Annotated in this window: 21 protein-coding genes; 8 read left to right on the top strand and 13 right to left on the bottom strand. The window is 42.6% G+C overall.

What is annotated here, in order from left to right:
- Positions 1–72 precede the first annotated feature (72 nt).
- Positions 73–231, bottom strand: coding sequence for a YqaE/Pmp3 family membrane protein (locus SFRI_RS21155; protein WP_011635799.1), 159 nt, complete (start codon positions 229–231; stop codon positions 73–75).
- A gap of 317 nt (positions 232–548) precedes the next feature.
- Here SFRI_RS21155 and SFRI_RS01610 point away from each other — a divergent pair, with 317 nt between their 5' ends.
- The 3 genes from SFRI_RS01610 to SFRI_RS01600 all read left to right on the top strand — a co-directional run bounded on the left by SFRI_RS01610 (position 549) and on the right by SFRI_RS01600 (position 2,981).
- Positions 549–1,928 (top strand): mechanosensitive ion channel family protein, encoded by a 1,380-nt coding sequence (locus tag SFRI_RS01610; protein WP_011635798.1) that lies wholly within the window; start codon positions 549–551, stop codon positions 1,926–1,928.
- Between the two features lie 250 nt (positions 1,929–2,178).
- Positions 2,179–2,643 (top strand): tRNA (uridine(34)/cytosine(34)/5-carboxymethylaminomethyluridine(34)-2'-O)-methyltransferase TrmL, encoded by a 465-nt coding sequence (gene trmL, locus SFRI_RS01605; protein WP_011635797.1) that lies wholly within the window; start codon positions 2,179–2,181, stop codon positions 2,641–2,643.
- Positions 2,643–2,981 (top strand): DUF2956 domain-containing protein, encoded by a 339-nt coding sequence (locus SFRI_RS01600; RefSeq protein WP_011635796.1) that lies wholly within the window; start codon positions 2,643–2,645, stop codon positions 2,979–2,981. The genes trmL and SFRI_RS01600 overlap by 1 nt, the downstream gene beginning before the upstream one ends.
- A 28-nt stretch (positions 2,982–3,009) precedes the next feature.
- Here SFRI_RS01600 and SFRI_RS01595 read toward each other — a convergent pair whose 3' ends face one another.
- From SFRI_RS01595 to SFRI_RS01565, 7 genes are all read right to left on the bottom strand, one after another.
- Complete coding sequence (locus SFRI_RS01595) at positions 3,010–3,573, bottom strand: hypothetical protein (RefSeq protein ID WP_011635795.1); 564 nt, start codon at positions 3,571–3,573, stop codon at positions 3,010–3,012.
- 224 nt (positions 3,574–3,797) lie between these two features.
- The gene (locus tag SFRI_RS01590; protein ID WP_011635794.1) at positions 3,798–5,249 is read right to left on the bottom strand and encodes a M16 family metallopeptidase; all 1,452 of its coding nucleotides are present in this window, start codon (positions 5,247–5,249) and stop codon (positions 3,798–3,800) included.
- Positions 5,246–6,559, bottom strand: coding sequence for a M16 family metallopeptidase (locus tag SFRI_RS01585; protein ID WP_424540187.1), 1,314 nt, complete (start codon positions 6,557–6,559; stop codon positions 5,246–5,248). The genes SFRI_RS01590 and SFRI_RS01585 overlap by 4 nt, the downstream gene beginning before the upstream one ends.
- Positions 6,560–6,659: 100 nt before the next feature.
- Positions 6,660–7,973 (bottom strand): amidohydrolase, encoded by a 1,314-nt coding sequence (locus SFRI_RS01580; protein WP_011635792.1) that lies wholly within the window; start codon positions 7,971–7,973, stop codon positions 6,660–6,662.
- 118 nt (positions 7,974–8,091) lie between these two features.
- Positions 8,092–8,736, bottom strand: coding sequence for a class I SAM-dependent methyltransferase (locus tag SFRI_RS01575; RefSeq protein ID WP_011635791.1), 645 nt, complete (start codon positions 8,734–8,736; stop codon positions 8,092–8,094).
- 43 nt (positions 8,737–8,779) lie between these two features.
- A complete protein-coding gene (locus SFRI_RS01570; RefSeq protein ID WP_011635790.1) occupies positions 8,780–9,163 on the bottom strand; it encodes a hypothetical protein in 384 nt (127 codons plus the stop codon).
- Between the two features lie 5 nt (positions 9,164–9,168).
- Entirely contained in the window at positions 9,169–9,780 is a 612-nt protein-coding gene (locus SFRI_RS01565; RefSeq protein ID WP_011635789.1) for a tRNA-uridine aminocarboxypropyltransferase, read from the bottom strand.
- A gap of 101 nt (positions 9,781–9,881) precedes the next feature.
- On the opposite strand from SFRI_RS01565, the gene SFRI_RS20925 reads away from it, so the two are divergent.
- Positions 9,882–10,847 carry a putative porin gene (locus tag SFRI_RS20925; protein WP_011635788.1) on the top strand — a complete coding sequence of 322 codons (966 nt, stop codon included), beginning with the start codon at positions 9,882–9,884 and terminating at the stop codon, positions 10,845–10,847.
- Between the two features lie 81 nt (positions 10,848–10,928).
- Here SFRI_RS20925 and SFRI_RS01555 read toward each other — a convergent pair whose 3' ends face one another.
- Positions 10,929–12,134, bottom strand: coding sequence for a multidrug effflux MFS transporter (locus tag SFRI_RS01555; RefSeq protein ID WP_011635787.1), 1,206 nt, complete (start codon positions 12,132–12,134; stop codon positions 10,929–10,931).
- A gap of 126 nt (positions 12,135–12,260) precedes the next feature.
- On the opposite strand from SFRI_RS01555, the gene SFRI_RS01550 reads away from it, so the two are divergent.
- The 4 genes from SFRI_RS01550 to SFRI_RS01535 all read left to right on the top strand — a co-directional run bounded on the left by SFRI_RS01550 (position 12,261) and on the right by SFRI_RS01535 (position 15,397).
- A complete protein-coding gene (locus SFRI_RS01550; protein WP_011635786.1) occupies positions 12,261–13,244 on the top strand; it encodes a LysR family transcriptional regulator in 984 nt (327 codons plus the stop codon).
- 110 nt (positions 13,245–13,354) lie between these two features.
- On the top strand, positions 13,355–13,672 hold the full coding sequence (locus SFRI_RS01545; protein WP_011635785.1) for a hypothetical protein: 318 nt from the start codon (positions 13,355–13,357) through the stop codon (positions 13,670–13,672).
- Between the two features lie 401 nt (positions 13,673–14,073).
- The gene (locus SFRI_RS01540; protein WP_011635784.1) at positions 14,074–14,412 is read left to right on the top strand and encodes a hypothetical protein; all 339 of its coding nucleotides are present in this window, start codon (positions 14,074–14,076) and stop codon (positions 14,410–14,412) included.
- 346 nt (positions 14,413–14,758) lie between these two features.
- Positions 14,759–15,397, top strand: a complete 639-nt coding sequence (locus SFRI_RS01535) for an SDR family oxidoreductase (RefSeq protein WP_011635783.1) — start codon at positions 14,759–14,761, stop codon at positions 15,395–15,397.
- 836 nt (positions 15,398–16,233) lie between these two features.
- On the opposite strand, the gene SFRI_RS01530 is transcribed toward SFRI_RS01535, so the two are convergent.
- The 4 genes from SFRI_RS01530 to SFRI_RS01515 all read right to left on the bottom strand — a co-directional run bounded on the left by SFRI_RS01530 (position 16,234) and on the right by SFRI_RS01515 (position 20,820).
- Positions 16,234–16,467 carry a hypothetical protein gene (locus SFRI_RS01530; protein WP_011635782.1) on the bottom strand — a complete coding sequence of 78 codons (234 nt, stop codon included), beginning with the start codon at positions 16,465–16,467 and terminating at the stop codon, positions 16,234–16,236.
- Positions 16,464–16,841, bottom strand: coding sequence for a Tse2 family ADP-ribosyltransferase toxin (locus SFRI_RS01525; RefSeq protein ID WP_011635781.1), 378 nt, complete (start codon positions 16,839–16,841; stop codon positions 16,464–16,466). Before SFRI_RS01525 ends, SFRI_RS01530 begins: the two co-directional genes overlap by 4 nt.
- A 381-nt stretch (positions 16,842–17,222) precedes the next feature.
- Complete coding sequence (locus tag SFRI_RS01520) at positions 17,223–19,079, bottom strand: SLC13 family permease (RefSeq protein ID WP_011635780.1); 1,857 nt, start codon at positions 19,077–19,079, stop codon at positions 17,223–17,225.
- Positions 19,080–19,311: 232 nt separating this feature from the next.
- On the bottom strand, positions 19,312–20,820 hold the full coding sequence (locus SFRI_RS01515; protein WP_011635779.1) for a DUF4145 domain-containing protein: 1,509 nt from the start codon (positions 20,818–20,820) through the stop codon (positions 19,312–19,314).
- Positions 20,821–20,845 lie beyond the last annotated feature (25 nt).

Raw genomic sequence — 20,845 nt, 5'->3', positions numbered from 1 at the left:
TTGGCAACATTTTCCGATTGATGCAAGCGGCCTGAGCCGCTTCACCATTAGGCATAATCATCTTTGCAGATACTAGCGCTTAGCAATCACCCATACCGCGTGCACTATCCCTGGAATGTAGCCTAGCAAGGTTAAAATTATATTTAATAATAAGGTCTTACTTAGGCCTACTTGTAGAAAAACCCCAAGTGGTGGCAGTAAGATTGCGATTAAAATACGTAATAAATCCATGATATTCTCCATTTTGAATGTGCTGAGGTTAACAGTTGCCTCAACGTATATTAGCTGACTTGCATTTATTGTCATAAAGAACAAAGCAATTATCTGACCACTATTTCAAGTGTTGCTATTATTCCCCTCAATGAACATCGCTTTTAAGCAACTACATAACCTCATATACTGACTTATAAATATGTATTTAGAAGTGAAAAAAAGCCCTTTTTGCATACTCTAAAAACATTAGCGGATAACGCTCACAACCTTTGGTGCCTGTGTAGATTGTTTGCTAATATTGAGTAATGACAGGCTAGTACCTTGCGGATAATCTTATGATTTGTCGATTTTTGTTAAACAGCTTTCCTCGCAGCAACCAGCGATCATCCTCAAGGTTAAATCGATGGATTCTACTATGGAGTTTAGTTATTGCTGTTGTTTGCCTTACCAGCTTTGTGCCTACTGATGCCCAGGCTGCGCCCTCGCCTGATACTGTGAAACAACTCATACAGATTAACGACCCAAGCAGCGTCATAGACATTGAAATACAAGGCTCTGTCGTCCACCTAAACGGCTCCGTCACTGAGCAAGCGAGTAAAGAGCGCATACTGCAAACCATAGCCGCTTTACCTGATGTGACTCAGGTTGTGGATAATATTCACTTGCAACCTATTGCGCCCTTATCTTTAGCTCCCCTGCAACAGGATGCTGAGCAATTTTGGGACAAAGCCTTACTCTATTTACCGCGTTTGGCTTTAGGGCTGTCGATATTCTTGCTGCTATTTTGGCTTTCTCATCCTTTAGCACGCTTATTGATTAGTCCCTTAGCTTGGGTAACAAAAAGCGAGTTGATTCGATTAGTGATGCAGCGCAGCATCAGTGTATTGATCATCTTATTGGGACTGTATATATTTTTGCGCCTCGCTGGCCTAACGCAGTTTGCGGTCGCGATTATTAGCAGCACTGGTGTAATCGGTCTGATTTTAGGTTTTGCCTTTAAAGATATCGCCGAAAACTTTATTTCCAGCTTACTACTCAGTGTGCAGCGTCCGTTCAAATTAGGGGATGTAATATCCGTTGAAGGGAATTTGGGGGTGGTAAAGCAAGTCACAGCAAGGGCTACCACGTTAGTCGACTACGACGGAAATCATATCCAAATCCCCAATGCCACTATCTATAAAAACGTGATTAAAAATCTTACTGCCAACCCGAGAATGCGTGGCCATTTTGTCATTGGCATTGGTTATGATGCAAGTATCCGTAAGGCTCAGGATATTGCTATGGAGATTATGAGCGATCATCACGGCGTACTCGCAGATCCCGAGCCACAGGTATTAATAAAAAACCTTGGTCCATCGACGATTAATCTGCAAGTGTATTTTTGGGTCAATGCTGAAACTCACAGTGTTCCAAAAGTGGCTTCAATTTTAATGCGCTTGCTGGTGCGCGCTTATGAAGCAAATCAGATAAGCTTGCCGGACGATGCCCGCGAACGTATTTTCCCTCAAGGGATACAATTAGTCACCAACGGACATCCGCAAGATGAAACACCTCTGAATACGATACAGAGCACTGAGCACAACAGCAACAAAGCCCAAGAGTCATTAGAAGATACCCATAATGAGACTAGCGATGACATCAGCAGCGATACCGATGATATACGTCAACAAGCGGCACAATCACGAGATCCTGAAAGTGGCGCCAATATTATCTAAGCTCTTATGTTGGTAGAGGACTAAGCATGGAATTTTTATTTCTCGATATGCGAACTATAGCGCGAAGGCATCAATAAAATAGCCAGTAATTTATGAGGCTGTTATTGCCTATGTGTCAGCGCCCAGCCAGCAATTATCATCAGGGCTGTATCGCTCACTTTGATAACGTCAGCGTTTATAACGCCTCGCAGTCAAACCTTGCTTAGGGTATAATTTGCCACTCTTTTTATGCTTCGTACCTAAGGTTGCTATGTTTCATATTGCCCTTTATGAACCCGAAATCGCTCCAAATACCGGAAACATCATTCGTCTATGTGCCAACAATGGCTCGCAGTTACATTTGATTGAGCCGTTAGGTTTTGATCTCGAAGAAAAGAAATTACGTCGCGCGGGACTCGATTATTCGGATCTGACCAGTGTGACTCGCCATAAAAACTATACCGCTTTTTTAGAGGCCATGGCAGGAAAGCGTATTATTGCCTGCACCACTAAAGGTAGCCGTCCTCATACCCAAATTGCTTTCCAAGAAAATGATGTATTGTTATTTGGCCCCGAAACCCGCGGATTACCAATGGATATTATTGATGCGACGCCACTGGCACAGCGCTTACGTATCCCTATGACCGCCAATAGCCGTAGCTTAAACTTATCCAATTCAGTTGCCATTATTAGTTATGAAGCATGGCGTCAGCTGGGTTTTGCAGGCGCTGAGTAATGAAAAAAACGTTATCACCTGAAACCCAACAAAATGCTTTAGCCATTGCCAAAGCAACCCAAAAACCTGGGCAAGTTAAAGAACAAACCAAGCTGATTGCTGCAGGCGTTGAAAAGGGGATTGCTGAATACAAAAAACGTGAGAAGGCTAAGGCTCGAGAACGAGATAAAGCCCGTAAACAGCAGCAAAAAGCTAAAAGCGCGACAAGCTCAAATGATGACGATTCTGATGCGTCTTACATTGAAACAGAGAGTCAATTTAACTCTTTAACATGGTCGTTACTGGGATTACTTATCTTAAGTTGGGCATTGTTTGCCGCTTATTTGTTTTATCGATAAGCCCTGTGAGTGTTGAGATACACTCACGTTATTCTGTCGGCAGAGTATTATTTGCCGATGGTTTAAGCAGACTAATGGCTCTAATGACTTGATACTGCTCACTGTCGTCATCCAAATAGTGCGCGCTTTGCTGCCATTGCCATCCTGCTGTTGACGGTTTGGTATCACTCATCATGGGATCGAACTGCAATTGTACTAAAGCCGGACGTTGATTAATTTCCCCTTTGCCTAAAAATGAGTAACTGCCCGCTTGCTCATAAAGCGTTAACTGTTGCGATATATCATCGGTAATCCCATTGGCATACACCAATAAAATATGATCTTGTTGTTGCCTAAACCACCAAGTTTCACTGTTCGAAAAGCGGCTACCACGGCTAACACTAATGTATAAATTACGTTTATCTGCCGAGCACATCACCGAAGTGCTTACCTGCTTCGGCGCAACATTCGGATTGGCGGCACTGCCCTGCCACTCACCCGCTAGTTGACCACAAAATGAATCCAAGGTTACTTTCGCAGCGTAAGATGACGTTGAATGTGTCAGTAACAACATCGCCGTTAGCAGTAATATAAATCGGCATGTATGTATCATTAACCATCCCCTTATCAAAATAGCGTTTAACACTTAACAGATCACAAGCTCAACATAGCCAATGTTGCCTGCACCATCTTGCCCTAGAAACCAAATAGAATCACTCAGTGACACCATGATATCTAGCCATAAAAAATGGCCCACTTATGTGGGCCATCATACGATACTACAGTGCAATTAACAGACTAAGTCATTAACTGAATAAGTCATTAACCCACTAATAACTACTGACCAAAACCCGTCGCAGTGATATCAACTTTAGTCACTTCACCGTATTGCGCCGCAATATCAGCAATTTTTTCAGCGTTACCAATCAACACAAACTGTAAGTTTTGTTGTGGGAAATATTGCTTAATCAAACGCTGAGTTTCTGCGAGGGTAAGTCCATCCACTTTAGCCTGAAATTGATTAATAAAATCATCATTAAAGCCATACAGATACATGTCAGACAATAAACCAGCTAATTGCCCACTAGTTTCATACTTAGGTGGGAACTGGCCTTTAACATAAGCTTTGGCAGAATCTAAAGTGGTTTGATCAATGCCCTTTCCCCATAAACGAGCATAGGTTTTTAAGGCTAAATCAATGGCTTCTTTAGTTGTCGATGACTTAGTAAAAGTACTGATTTGGAATACCCCAGATTGAGCATAAGGGCTAAAACCAGAACGGGCACCGTAAGTTAATCCGGCATTGACGCGTAATTCATCATTTAACCATGAAGTAAAACGACCACCTAGAATGGTGTTCACTACGGTTAACCCAACATAGTCTGGATTGTCATAACGAATCCCCACGCCACCAATTAAAAAGGTGGTTTCAATTGCGTCAGGCTTGTCGACCAACAGTACATGAGGTTGGGTTAATGTTGGTAAATGTTGGCTTAAATCTGACTGAACCACGGTTTCAGTGGTCTGCCAATCGCCAAAGGCTTTATTCAGTTTAGCGGTCATGTCGGCAACATCAAAATCGCCCACCACGTTAATGGTCATGTTGCTTGGTTGATAGTAGCCTTTATGAAAAGCGCGTAACTCCTCAACAGAAAGTTTAGCTATGGTGTCACTATTGCCTGATACCGGATTGGCATAAGGATGATCACCAAAGACTAACTTATTGAAGTAGCGACCAATCACTGCACGAGGACTTTCTTTTTGCTGAGATAAACCCACAATTTCGCGCTGTTTTAGTTTATCAAATTCAGCGCTATCAAAGTCTGGCTGGCGCAATACGTGGCTAAAAATATCGAGCACGGTATCAACATCTTTGCTCATCATATTGGCACGAATATAACTGCCTTCTAAATCAGCGTTGGTGTCTATGCTGGCGCCGATAAAATCTAGCTGCTGCTCGATGTCGGCCTTTGATTGACCCGCGGCACCCAACAGTAAACTTTGTGAGGTAATGTAAGCCATACCAGAGGTAATATCATTGACTGCTCCCGCTCTCACTACGGCATCAATGGTCACTAATGGCACTTCTTTTTGCACCATCAGCTTAACCTGTAAGCCATTGTCTAAGGTAACAGATTGGTAGCGTGGCATAACAAAGCTAGCGGTAACAGGGTTGGCGGAGTCGGCAGTGTTTTTTTGAGTGGTCGCACAACCACTTATTCCAATGCTACACGCTAATGCAATTGCTGATAACGATATCTTAATACGTGTGTGAGTTACGGTTTTCATTTGTCTGACTCCTCAGTAGCAGCGAGCACACCGACAGTTCGATTCGCTTTGATTAAATAGGTTTGCGCCACACGTTGAATATCAGCAGGAGTGACCTTGTTATAGGCTTCTGGGGCGTTAAACAGTTTTGCATAGTCGCCAAAATACAGCTCGTATGTACCTAAAGTATTGGCTTTACCATTAATGGTTTCCATGGTGCGGTAAAAGTCCATTAACTTGATATTTTTAACTTTTTCAAGTTCTTGCTGGGTCACGCCTTTGTTGGCAATAAGATCAATCTGCTCAATAAGGGCTTTTTCTAAAGTCTCGGCGCTGACTCCCGCATTCGCTACACCCAAAATATAAAATAAGTTAGGGTCGAACGACATCGGCATATACGTGTCTGCAGCCACGGCCAATTGCTTATCAACTAAGGCCTGATAAAAGCGTGAGCTATTGCCTTCACTTAACATCGACGTTAATAAATCCAATGCATAGTAATCGGCATGACTAGTTGCAGGTACATGATAAGCCAACATAATGTTTGGCGTGCTTACCGATTCTTTTTTAACAAATACCCGACGTTCACCATTTTGTTGCGGTTCAACTGTACGTACGGCTTTCGGTGGAGCTTGAGCTGGAATTGGTGCAAAATACTGATTAGCTAGGGCTTTAACTTCGGCTAGCTTCACATCACCGGTAATCACCACTAGCGCATTGTTAGGGGCGTAGTAGGTTTTATGGTATTGCTGTAAGTCTGCTAATGTCCAAGCGGCAATGTCCGACTCATAACCAATAACCGACCAGCTATAAGGATGCGCCGCAAAGGCGACACTTTTAAGCGCTTCTTGAATAGTACGCCAGTTGGAGTTTTCAAGCCCTGTGGTGCGCTCTGACTGCACCACGCCGCGCTCACTTTCAACCATTTCAGGGTTGATGTCTAAATTGGCGATGCGGTCTGCTTCTAAATCAAAAATAGTTTCTAGACCATTTGCTGGAAACCAGTCGGTATATACCGTTAAATCTTCACTGGTATAAGCGTTGTTGGCGCCACCAGCAGCTTCCATCGTGCGGTCAAACATTTTAGGGCCAAACTTTTTAGAACCATTAAACATCATGTGTTCAAAAAAGTGCGAAATACCGGTAATACCAGGTACTTCATTGCGCGAACCCACTTTCCAAAAAATGTACATATTGGCATTAGGGATAGAACTATCCTCCAACACCATAATCTTCATGCCATTATCTAAGGTAAAACTATTAATATCTTCAGCTTGTGTCGCTGACACGTTAGGTGCACTCAGTACACCTAACGTCATCAACAACGCCATTATCTTGCGGGTCATATCTCGCTCCTTTTGAGCTATCGTCCAATGGTTTATTAAAATGGTTTATTAAAAATGGATTATTAAAATTGGTTTTTAAATAGGGCTATTGTGCCGCGCTTAATGCTGTTAAGGCAATTTGGGTCATGGTTTGCACGCCAACCTTAAGGGCACTTTCATCAACATAAAATGCCGGAGAGTGATTACTGGCGACATTATTGATATCTTGGTCAGCAGGTGTCACGCCCAAGAAAAAGAACATCCCTGGTGTTTCTAATGCGTAATAAGAAAAGTCTTCCGCACCGGTAATCAGTCCTGGCTCAATCAACATATTGTCACCCACTACAGAGGCGATAACCGGGCGCATTTTGCTGACTAATTCTGGGTTGTTAACCGTAACCGGATAACCAGGTTGGATCACGGTTACTGCAGTGGCGCCAACTGTTTTAGCGGCATTAGCTGCCACTTGGGCCAATTTAACTTTAATGTCGGCGCGCATATCTTGGTCGAAAGTACGAATAGTACCAATAAGTTCTACTTCGTCAGGAATAATATTCGATCGAATACCACCATTAATGGCCCCAAAACTCACCACGGCGGGTGCTTTGGTAATATCGACCTGACGACTAATAATGGTTTGTACACTATTAATAATTTGTGCCGAGGCCACGATAGGATCAACACCACTCCAAGGACGTGAGCCATGGGTTTGCTTACCTGTGACCTTAATCGTAAATGAGTCTTCACTCGCCATTGCAGGGCCGGAACGTAGACCAATCATACCTGTAGGCATGCTGGATGTGACATGCATACCAAACACTTGCTCAGGCTTGCGCTTAGCAAATAAGCCTTGTTTGAGCATTAACTCCGCACCACCTTGCTCACCTTCTGGCGCGCCTTCTTCGGCTGGCTGAAAGATAAACATTACGTCACCAGCTAGGCTGTCTTTTACTTTTACGAGGTTTTCAGCCACGCCCATCAGCATAGCCACATGGGTATCATGACCGCAGGCGTGCATCACACCCACGGTTTGATTTCGATAAGTGTCCGTCGCTTTAGAGGCAAAAGGTAAATCAACCACTTCGGTAACGGGTAGCGCATCCATATCAGCGCGTAAACCAATTAATGGCCCAGGATTACCACCTGTTAATATCGCCACCACACCCGTATGGGCGATACCCGTCTGTACTTCAAGCCCTAAGGATTTAAGGTGTTTTTCAATCACTTTACTGGTGCGAAATTCGCGATTAGATAATTCAGGGTGTTGATGTAAATCGCGGCGCCATGCAATGACTTTGCTTTCAACTTGAGCGGTTAGTTCTGCAGCATTGGGCACGCTAGCCACGGTAGTCGTACTGTAAACACTGGCGGCAAATACACTTGAAAGCAGTAAAGCAACAGACGTCAGGCGCATGTTCATTCCATTTATTATAATAATTAGTGCAACAAAACTACCTTGAAATGAGAATTTTGTTAAATCTTTTACCGATTTGCTAACAAGTCAATTGTATCTATTTATTAACACCCAACACTCACGACTAAGCTGGCGACGTTGGAATGTGAAAAAACACCACGTCACTGTCGATAATTTCAAGCTGCCAACCTTGTTGTAATGCTACCCATTGGAAGGTCTCTATAGAGTAGAAATTGATATGAGTCGGGTCGATTTTATAGTACCAATTGTTAAACTTATCTAAACTGGGTATGTGTTTGGTCATTATCGCTAATATGCCGCCAGGCAACAATAATGTGCTTAATTGCGCCATCAACGCCTGTGCATTGGCAATGTGCTCTATCACTTCAGTTAAGCAGACAAAATCATATTTTTGAGAGAGAGCGAGAGTATCTGGGTGATAAAATAAATCATAATTAACCACCTTAATGCCTTGCGCTACAGCCATTTGGCTTAATACAGCACCTTCTCCGCAGCCAAAATCTAACCCTATTGCACCGGGTTTAATACGCGCGATTAATGGCGTTAAAGTACGGGATAAAAATTGTTGGTAACCTAGATCGGCAACGTCATTATTGTGACAATCATAATGGGCTTTTTCTGCTATTTCATCTAAATAAAATGCTGCAGGAACCGATACCAAAAAACATTGCGGACAACGGACATAGGAACGACTTTTATCTTGAGAAAAAGCAGCTGTTTCATGGTGACACAAAGGACAAGACGACAAAGTGAACTCCAAAATAAACCGAGGGGATCAATCAACAGCATGACTAGTCAGATTGAACTGGCTCTATACTGGTGTCTTTAGGAATTTTACGGGTTTGAGTGGCGGCTTCTTGCGCCTGTTGTAAATACTTTTGTTGACGGGTTAAACGTTCATCAGATTGAGCACGGGCTTTTTCGAGCTGCTGTGCTTCCCAATCGTTTGACTGTGATTTAGCTAATATTTCTTGCTCACGATCCGAGGTCGTCTTGGCTGCCTCACGCGCTTTTTGCAATTGTGTTTGCTCAAATTCGGCCGACTCTTGACGCGCTTGTTCACCTTTTTCAGCTAAGGTCATTTTTTTATGTGGCTTATCAGTAGCTACTGTAAAAAATGCCAATGTACTCGCCGTAACGAGCAAAATAACTGAGCTTATCAGCCGATGTTTCATGTTGCCTATCCTTTGATTTTATCACCATTATAACGCTCACGAACCAGAGCAGGCATAGCCGTTAACTTATGTTGCACCATTGCGTTAAACACTGCAAATATTGGCGCGATATCAGCCGCTGGATTTAAAGCAATCAACGTGTGGGCAACCGCTTCCAGAGTCGACAAGCTGTCGCTACGTTTCGCTTTACGAATGATATATTGCGACTCATCTTCACATTCTAGATGCAGTGACGGGTAATTAAGTAACCACGGATTGAGCTGCAACATTCGGTATGCTTTACGCCAAGTACCGTCGACTAAAATAATTATCGCAGCCTCACTCGCTCCAGCCTCGGCTACAGTTTGACTGTGCTCATTTGGATAAACCACATAAATCGGCTTCGTTTGCGCAGCTAAATAATGTTGCAGCTCAATAAAGTCCGCGGCAGATTCACCCACGTAAATTTTCATCTGCGGCATCACCAGTTTCAATAACCTCACGGTGTTCTTAGCATGATCCACTTCAGATGGATGCTGCATCACCACTACCTCGGTATTTGACGTCACCGGTTTGAGCGCATGACACACGCAAGCCGACTGTGGGTATTGGCAATAGATACAATAACTTCTGCTCATTTTTTGTCTTATTTTGTTGCAAATCTGTTGTTGCAAATATGTAAACTTGAGTTCAATATGCTTCGCTCTACACCATAATACCTCAAGGAAGAACCATTACTATGACTAGAACAAAGATGTCAGTGGCATTAATGCTCGCATTGGCCACAATCCCTGCATATGCAGCCCAAGATAATACCTATCACCACGAAGCTGAAATCGGTTTTTTAGACTCATCAGGTGAAGCGGATGGCCTAGTTAACGCCAATTATCGCTATTATTTTAAAGCGGTTGAACAAGCAGATAAGCCATATGCATTGGCGGGATTCTTTAATCAAGGCTCAACTGTTTCTGCGCGTTATGCCACCACTGACTTCCAAGATTTATATAACATCTCTGGAGAATACGTTTTTGACTCAAAATGGTTTTTGGGGGCTGGAGTCAACCAGTTAAATGCAGATGATGCTGTATTTGACATCACAACATACGAGATTAGTGCTGGATATTTTTTTAGCGAACACTCAAAGTTATCCTTGAACTACACTACCAACTCAGAATCAGAATCTAACAATGGCGCATATCTAGAATATGAATTTGAATCATATTTTAGCCAAAACATTGATGCTATCACGTTAACTTACGAACATTTTATTCCATTACAATCAACCGCTGGAGTGTTTATAACTGGGGCTGTAGGTTATCAAAACCCACAATATATCAACAACGAAATGCTCACTCAAGTTGATGGCTCAACTCCGACTATAGTGCAAGATTCTAAAATAAACTTTGAAAATGACATTTATACTGTTGCAGTGTTTGCAGATTGGTATATCAATAACGCATGGTCAGTGGGTGCGACTTACTACCGGACAGATGTAAATACTGATTTAAGCAGCAGTAATATTGATGACTCAAATAAAAGTAGCCACAGCAACAACATCACTGAAACGGGTTTAAATACACGTTACTTCTGGCATTTTTCAGATGTATTCTCGGCTAAGTTTTCACTAGAACATTATTTCGATAATGGTGAGTATAATAGTGATTCAGAAACTAATGTTGGCATAGCAATTAACGCCCGTTTCTAATTTTTATCATATTGAGGCAAAAAAAGACCCGCGGAATGTGGTTAGCATTCTGCGGGTTAAAGGTGATATTACTAAAGCTAATTAGTCATGTTGTAACTGTTCTTGATGCAGATGGCTTAAACGGTTCATTGCAATAATGATCAGCAATACTGCACTAAAGCCCCCCATCACAACAGCTATCGCATAGGGTGCTGGTATATCGGTTAGTTGGATCAACGCCGTCAGTATTGATGCCCCACTCATTTGAATACAACCTAACATCGCCGTCGCCGTGCCTGCTCGCTCACCGAAAGCCGACAACGCCATACTGGTTGCAGGGCCAAGTAAAACAGCAAAGCCAACACACAAAATCATCATCGGAGCCATAAACGCTATTGCGGCGGCTAATCCTTCTTGGGGGCCAGCAAAGTACATCGCGGCTTCGATAACAGCAGCAAGCAACATCAACGATAATGCCACGACCACTCCCGGACGGTTACCAATACGCTTAACCAACACTGGAGCAGCAAAACACGCTGCAATATTTACCGCAGCATTAAGGCCAAATAAACCGCTGAAAGTTAATTCTGAAATGCCTAAATGACCAATTAACCATACTGGTGAATAAGATACGTAACATAAAATTGATGCCATCGCGATCATGCAACAACTGGCATAAAACATAAAATGAGGGTCGCCAATAACCGGCTTATAGCGGCTCCAACGGTATAAAGGCCCTGTACTGTCGGTATTTAACGGACGTGTTTCCGGAAAACGGAACCCTACCAAAAACAATACAAAAATGGCATACAAAGCCATAAAAATGAAGGTAGAACGCCAACCAAACTGTAATGCTAATAAGCCACCAAATGTTGGAGCCAGTGCCGGAACCACACAAATTGCACCATTTAGATAACTGTACATCGACACACTTTCTTTGCGGGAATAGCAGTCACGTACCGCACTAAATACCACTATAGAGGTTGAACATGCCGCTAAGCCTTGAAAAACGCGAGCTATCTGCAACCATTCAAACTCAACCGCGTAAGCACCTAATAAACTGCTAATGCCATAAAGTACAATTCCGAATAACGCGACAGGTTTACGGCCAAAACGGTCAGCTAACGGGCCAATTAGAATTTGTCCTACGCCCATTGCAAATAAAAATAACACTAAGGTGGACTGTACTTCACTGTTAGATACACCGTACTCCAACGCCATTGCAGGCATAGACGGCAGATAAATATCAATAGCTAATGGGCTCAAAAGCACCATAAACATTAACAATGGCAATAAGTTACGACGCATAAACTTCTTTCTCTCAAATTTTTAATACACAAAGGTCACCCTTAATAGGGCGCTATAATAAGTCAAATGGAGGTATGAATGAAAATGATATAAAATCCGAAGTGAATTTCCATTTGAGAATATCACATGAATTTAGACAACCTTGCTCGAATCGATCTTAATCTATTAGTCATTCTACAGGTATTACTTGAGGAGCAAAGCGTCACTCGGGCTGCCCATCGCTTGCATGTGAGTCAATCTGCTGTCAGTAAAAGCTTAAATCGGTTGCGAGAAACACTAGACGATCCACTGTTTCAACGCACAGCACACGGCTTAAAACCAACCGCACATGCTGATGCATTAAGACAACAACTGCCGTTAGTATTACAAAACTTGTATAAGCTCACGCAACCGCCAAATTTTCATCCGGCGACGAGTAACCGCCAATTTTCATTCTCGATGGTCGAAAGTGCTTATGAAACCTTAATACCCTATTTTATCGGACCATTATTACAACAGGCACCGTTAATAAAATTAGATTCCTATGTTTGGACCGAAAAATCCATGCAAGACCTACAGCAAGGACAAATAGATTTTGGCATTGCAGGTCGAGATATTCTGCCTCAAACCGATGTCAATATTGACAAAGTACCTGAAGGTATCGAATCGCAAATATTATTTAACGACCATCAAGTTTGCTTAGTGCGTAAAAATCATCCTATTTTACAAGCTGTAAAAGATGGTCGCTGGGATCAAGCTCACTACCTTAACATGTCTCATGTACAGGTAAGATGTGAAGGTAACGATTGGTGGGCACTAGATTACCACTTAGCCAACTTAGGCTTACACCGTAACCTATCGACAACTGTGCCAGACTTTTATGGTGCTGCCAGTGTTTGTGCCCATACCGATTTAATTTTTACCTTGCCCTCTAGCTTTGCTAACCATGCACAAAAATTATATTCGCTGGTGTCCATTCCCTTACCTTTTGAATTTATGCCGATGGCGTATGTTTTCTTATGGCATGAACGAAATAATCAAGAACCTGGGCATCAATGGTTTCGCAATATTATTTTCAGCAGCGTCGATAAAGCCATAGCGAACCAACATATTAGTAAACCCAATAACTGACATTGAACTTTTAGCTTACTCAACACTCAAATAAAACGACTAGATAATAGATAGTCCATCAAGCCAACCTGATGGACTATCTCATAGAGTAAACCCTCGGAGATCAGAGGATGTTCAGATCAATTTACACTCACAAAATAATGCAACGCCTGCAAAAAATGCGACCATTGGCTGCATTAACAACGGTTGTTACCGTCTTGATCGGCGGCTTGCTATTGTTACCGTTAATATTACTGTTTGTGTTTGTAGGTTTCATCGGTATGACACTGTTAAGACGCCAATACATGCGCCAGCATCATGCTGCATCATCACCTCTTTCAACAGCTAATCCTAAGGATAATATTTATCATCAACATCCAAATATTGAACGAGAAAACTCGAATCAGCAATCTTGTTTAAGTCATGCCAAATCTGCAGAACTATCATAGCTAAAGCAGGGCTACCATAACTAAAGTTGAAAAATAACAGGTTAGTATTGACTCACCTATTGGCCATCAAAACAGCCGTTAAAACATGACCGCGAAAGTAACTAATCACTAAAAGTATTTTATAAACAGTATTCCTACACCTAGTGTCGATTTACTCTTTTGTATTATCCGTGTGATGAATAAACTTCATTCGGGCTCACAAATGCAATGTATTACATACAACTCAAATCCAAACTGATTTAACTCAATAGACTTTCGCTCACAAACTTAACACATTAACTAGGTTTAACGTGACATATTATGTCAAAACGTTGCAAGCTGTACATTAAGTCATCGTTACTGATTTATAGATAACGTTTTTTAGACACCTATTTTCAGACTAAGCGCATTCAGGAGCCATCATGAAATTTAATCAATCATTCCACACTGCCAATTTGAAAAGTCGATTCTCGGCTATGAACCCCATTTTGGCATTACTGATGTTTTTTAGCATCGCATTCACCACGATTGTGCTATTGCCCTTTATATTGTTATTGGGCTTTTTAAGCTTTATTACTTTGCAGCTATTAGGTAAAAAAATATTGCAGAGAAACCAGTCGCAAGCTCAACAAGGTGATATCTACCAAGACAGCGCTGATGTTCAGCGCGAACAAGCAGCGCCTTACGCAGATATGTTTAGCCGACCTAAATCGAATCAAACTCAACACACTGGTCGCACATTTGAGCATCAGGCAGATTAACTAACCGTTAGATGCGTTTAGTGACAACCTTACCGCTTCTAGCCATTGTTCCAAATTGGTATTGGCTATGTTTATCTTAGGATTACCGTCATTAGTAGTCATTCCTGCAAGCTATTAACGATATCTAAGCCGGTAAAACCTTAAATATTCGCCAAAAATATCGGCTTGCTATGTTTATTATTTATGTAAAACATAAAGAGCGGCTAAACACTAGTCACCTCTTAGGCATTGAATAGCACAGATCAAACCCCAATGTTATTAGAAGGCGGGCAAATAGAGTAGCAAACGATGCTGCAACATTTGCCAGTAATATAAGCCAAAAATTCGATACTGAGGAGAAGATAAAATGAACAAGACACTCATTTTAGGCGCAAGCGGACAGATCGGTAACATGGCGACAAAGCAGCTATTAGCAGATGGCCAATCAGTCATAGCATTAGTGCGAGATAAAAATAAATTGGCTGATATCGCCAGTGATAAGAAGCTAGACATAGTTGAAGCGGATTTAGAACAGGACTTTAGCCAAGCATTTAACGATTGCGATCAGGTCATTTTTAGCGCTGGATCAGGTGGCAAAACAGGCGCAGACAAAACCATGCTCATTGATTTATGGGCAGCCTGTAAAGCTATTGATTACGCAAAAGCGGCTAATGTGTCACATTTCATTATGGTTAGCTCTATCGGCGCTGACGATCCCGACCAAGGCTCAGAACAAATGAAGCCTTACTTAGTTGCCAAACACATGGCCGACGAATACTTGATCAGCAGTGGCCTTAACTACACTATATTTAGACCGGGTTCATTAACCGATGATCGTGCCACAGGTAAAGTCCAAACCCAACGGCCGAGCAGCAAAGAAAAAATGACCATTCACAGAGAAGATGTTGCTCGCGCACTGACTTACGCTGTAGGAAAACCACAGCTAGGCGGCAAAGTCTTTGAATTATTTAATGGCAGTAAATCCCTCACTGATGTCCTAAATTAATCCATTCAGTAGGCATTCGCCTAACAACGCCATAAACACTTAAACACTTAAACAACATTAAGGCCAGCACAACGCTGGCCGTTTTTTTAGTATTTTTTTCATAGCCTTAGATAAAACAAATCAACTATATTCCGTGGTTAGGTGCACCACTATTTAGCCCTGAACTTTAAGCTTGAACTTTAAGCCTGAAATGACATTTCATCCATCGCACACTGCTAGATTACCGAACTGGCTGGCGATTATCGAGATATGAAAGAGCGACCATTGTGCAAATGATAAAAGCTAATACGCTTGCTGATTTTTGGACAAAAGTGTATTTAAGAGATGGCCTGCGGCCACTAACGTCGTGGCGCTTCACCCACACCAGACCAAGAGGAAACCAACGGCAGTTCCCTCTTGGAACTCCCAACCGCCCCGCAACATTTTCTGAACAGCGAAAAAATTGCCATGGGGATTGATCCAGCTTTTGACTTCATCTGTAACCGTCTTCGGCCTATCTTGTAATAAAGAATGAAAATGCTAACGCTTCCGATGGTACATCCTGTACCGCGAAAGCTAGCCTGACGTCTTGTCAGGCTCACGCATTCTTTTATAAAGAGTCTTCAACGGCCACAAGTTCAGAGTTGAATTTATCCATTTTCAGGCAAGGTATTTGACGCATTTATGGACAAAAGTGCGTTAGATTCCTAACTCTAGTTCGTGAGTTTCGGATTAAAATTTCTATGGGTAACGTCCAAAGCACGCGCCAAATACCGGAGCTTTGTTTTTGTGAGAGCATTTTTCGGCACGAAAACGAAGTGAAGAGTATTTGGTCGCAGTGACTTTGTTTGTTAACTTTATAGTAGCTCTCGAGAAAAATTTATTACATTTTCACCAAACTGAGTAATTGCTTGCTTCTTGAGAGGGTTTAGCAGCAGCCGAACCTCAATGAGGTCATTTCCAACATCAGCAACCTCATCTTCATCTACAGAGGTTTCGCAGATGGCAGTCATCTTGGCTTCCATTTCTGTCAGAGCCTCAAGAATAATTTTGGCTTCAGAAGCGGTTAAATCGAGTTGAATACTACTCATGCAAATTTGCCTTCTTTTTTGAACACCCGAGTGGCAATCAATGCCATTTCTTCAAGTAATCCTTTGTATTTATCAACAGGCATATTACACGCCGGTGAAATACAATAGTGATGGGGTTTATCCTGAACCATCTTTAAACCAACCGGAGGCCTAGTGTTAGGAGCGAATCGCCACGCCCAACCTGTCATTGGCGATTCGTTGATCCCAACCTTATCAAAGACGCTAATGCCTTTACCGTTTGCGATAATAACCTTAATACCGTTAATTTCGATTATATCTACGTCTCTAGCGCGTACATTGGCAAGCTTTGGACTTGTGGAATTACCTAGTCGGAAGAGCTCTTCAGGGAGGATGTAAAATTCCATTGGAAACATGATGATGTCCTTTTCATGATTAAGAGTTAACGTTTTAGTATTTATGAGTTGCGCTGTTTGCGACGCATAAATCGCTTGTTGGACTTGGTCGAAGCCACATCCAAGTTAACGGGTAACTTTTTTCTTAACGTAAGATGCTATAGGAATTCGCTTTTTAACGGTAGTGGTATTTTGTACAATCTTTTGGCTAATTTCCTGTTCTGATTACACCTTTTAAGGTGGGTTTTGTTAGCTTTCATCTTTTTCGATTATTGCCTTTCCCTGATGTACCTTGCTAACTCACTTTACTGCATAAATGATTTACATAACTAGCTTTGAAATGGTCAGAACCAACTACGTTAGTGGCCGTAGCCAATAAAGAATAAACAGCCACTTCAAAGATTACCAGCTAAGCGAATACATGACTGGCAGTAATAGCGATAAACTCAGCCAAACGATAATCGTTAGTGGAACGCCCACTCGGACAAAATCGGTAAATTTATAGCCGCCCGCATGCATTACCAGCAGGTTAGTCTTATAAGCCATAGGGGTGGCATAACTCATATTTGCACCAAATAGCACCGCAATAACAAAAGGTTCAGGGTTAACCTGCAGTTGCTGCGCAATGCTGATAGCAATAGGTGTGCCTATGACTGCCGCAGCATTATTGGACACAATATTGGTCATAATGGCCATTAGCAACATCAGTCCAGATACAATAACCGCCGGAGAAGCCCCTGCGGTTAACGCGACAAAGACTTGTGCTAAATACTCTGCACCACCGGTTTTTAATAATGCCGATCCCATAGCCAAACTCGCCGCCACAATCAAAATGACCTGAGTACTTAGCGCCATAGAAGCATGACGCCAGGTTAGGCAGCGTGTGACCAGCATAAGCAGCACACCACCTACGGCGCTTATCGCAATGGGAACATCCCCAAATGCAGACACAAGAATAATTGCCGCCATAATCAGTAAAGCCGTTACCGCTTTATCCGTGTACGGAAGATCTGCGGTGGCATCAAGCACTAATAGCTCTCCAGCACGTTTGATTTCGCCAATGGTATCTTGATCTCCCTGCACTAAAAGAACATCACCAATGCGCAAACGGGCCTGTGCTATTTTTTCACGCAGCGTCTCTACTGAGTTTCCCTCTCGATGTATTGCCAGCACCATTAATTGATAACGATCATAAAAGTTAAGTTGCCTCAAGGTCATACCAAGCAAAGGTGAACCTTGCATGACGACTATTTCGGCAATCTGCTGTCCCTCACCGGATAATGGATGCTCTTCATCAACAGGCGTATCTCCGACATAGAGCATGGCATCCAGAGCACTTTCAAGTTCCTTCAAATTTTCCGGAGTGTCATTCACCATCAACCGATCCCCAGCCTGAATTTGCGCATCGGGCAACGGTACAACATAGGTTCCAGTGCCCCGCATAATCCGTGATACTTCCAGCAAACCTGAGCTCTTTTCAATCAGTTCGGTTAATGTCTTACCGACTGCAAAACCGTCTTCCAATATAACCAGTTGGGCAGTAAATATTCTTGGGGAGGTATCGCTGAGTATGGCCTTACGAGCAGGCAGTAAGCGTGGCGCAATCAACCATAAATAAACAATAGCAATAGCGGCAACGATTGCTGCCGGTACAAAAAAATCAAACATCTGCAGTCTTCTTAAGCCCATATCTGCAGCAACTGAAACAACTAACAAATTAGTCGAGGTGCCAATACTGGTACTCATGCCTCCAACCAGAGTGGCAAATCCCATTGGCATTAACATCCCCGAAGCTGGCTCTCCGGTTCGCAGCGATACACTGATTAGAATAGGAAGCAGCAGTACGACTATCGGTACATTATTAACAAATGCACTCAGAAAAGCGCCAACCAGCAAGGTCAGCAACATACTCAATGCTGGGCTAACAAGCCATAAGCGCGCCAGAATTCGCCCAAGAGGTACTAGCGCTCCGGTGCGCACTAAACCATTTCCGGCAATCATTAAGGCACACACAGCCACCAGCGCTTCATGGCCAAAACCACTGAAAAACTGCAACGCTTCAAGATGTTGCCCCTGCGAATTGACGTAAGGAAAAACTGTAAAACCGATGCTCAACATTGCCAGAATAAACAGACTCGAGGTCTCAATGGCAATAGATTCTCTGGTAAATAGAAACAGGGCAAGCAACACAAGCAATAACACAGCCAGTGCATGCGCATCAGGAAGCGGTGGCAAAGTCGTTATATTAATTGCTGTCACCTGTCGTTAACCTTTTCTATTGGTATGAGCATGGTAAGGCTAGGCTTGCTGTGAAGTTTTTCCACAAAGCGCTTCAAAGCAGGTTGAGATATGTTGAATATATATCAGTTAAATATTAGGCATTGTTTCTAACTAAAGCGAATTGAAGAGACGCGCTACACACTTATCTAGCGTGAGTCATCACTGCGTAACAACCCCAGCTTAAACACAACCATAACAAAGCAAATGTCATTTACGCGAGTAAGCACTTTGCCTGTTGCAAGGTAGCTAACTCATCTTCCGTTGGATTAAGCGCAATCACACTGTCAATTTGCATCTGTAACGACTGCCAAAGCGGCTCGATGACCTGGCGCTGAATCTCGTTGGCGTGCAAATTAGCTTGTTGTAGTAAATATGCTGCTTGTACCACATCGATACGGCCTAAAATCCCGTCGGCTAAGGCGACACTCAGTTCAATCATCGCGGTGACATTACGGCCGTATTTAATCACTTCATGCAAATAGTGTTCAGCAATATTAAGTTGCTCTTGGCTAGCGTCATCATCGTGCAAGATATCACTGCTGCAACGTAACATCGCATCCAACTGACCTTGTTCGGCGGCTTCTTGCATCCATTGTTGGCTCGTAGCGAGATCAATTTGGCATCCTTCACCTTGTTCAAGCATCAGTGCCAAATGATATTGTGCATGCGGGTAACCGGTTTGCGCTGCTTTATTTATCCATAAGTAAGCTTGTTCAAATTGTTGGTTTTGATAAAACAGCACCCCAAGGTTTGACATTGCTTCAGCATCTTCTGCATTAGCGGCTAATGTCAGCAATGTTTCGGCTTGATTAATATCCACTTCAAATTGATCACTGCCCACCAGATAAAAGAAACCTAACAAGGCCTGCGCATTAACAATACCTTGTGCTGCAGCTTGCGCAATAAACGCCTCGCCCGTCGCAGGATTTTCCGCACCACTATAGCCGTGCAATAAGCTCACACCATGCTCAAACAATGCCGCTTGATGATGAGCTGATGCAATATGAAACCAATGTGCTGCTTGGGCAAATACATCCGCTGACGTTTGTTCAACCGTGGTTGATATTAGGCTTGGAGTGTTTGATTCAGCTGAATTTGAACTTGAGGATGTTGAGCTTGATGATGCTGAACTTGAATTTGAACTTGCTAAGAGTGAATCGTCAGTGGTTTGTGCCAACGCGCGCTCTTGCTCTTGTAGCATTAATCCTTTGGCTTTAAGAGACATCCCCACTAAATACTGTGCTTCAGGATCATTTTTCATCACTGCGCGATAACATAAATCGCGGCCAGCAAATGAATCAAATGCTTCAAATTGATAATGCGGAGCAACACCTGGATGCAGAGAGGGATATAGTTTTTCAATTACCTGCAGAATTTGATGGATCGACTTTTCCGCGATGTTAACAAGCTGAGTTTGAGTTAAATGATATTTTTCAGGATGTGCGCCGCGATTACCATCACTGCGTAATCGGTGTAACGCCCGCACTGCGGCAACATCAATAACACGTCGCTGATTCAGCTGCTCAATACGATCATATAAGTTTGCTGAGGTAAACGTTACTCCATGCTGAACCGCTAATTGAGCGGCGAGTTTATGGGTAAAGCTTCGAATGTAGACTAACGCTTGGGTAGGAATATCGCGTACATAACTTTTAGCTAAACGATAATCGTCGCTTAACTCAGTAGAGAAACCATTAATAAACTCAATATCATTTAACAATGGTTTCTCCTTTTAGCGAGTTGAT

Origin of the sequence: Shewanella frigidimarina NCIMB 400, assembly GCF_000014705.1 — a bacterium.
GTDB lineage: Bacteria > Pseudomonadota > Gammaproteobacteria > Enterobacterales > Shewanellaceae > Shewanella > Shewanella frigidimarina.
The sequence above is the reverse complement of the archived record's forward strand: the minus strand, read 5'-3'. Positions and strand labels throughout refer to the sequence as shown.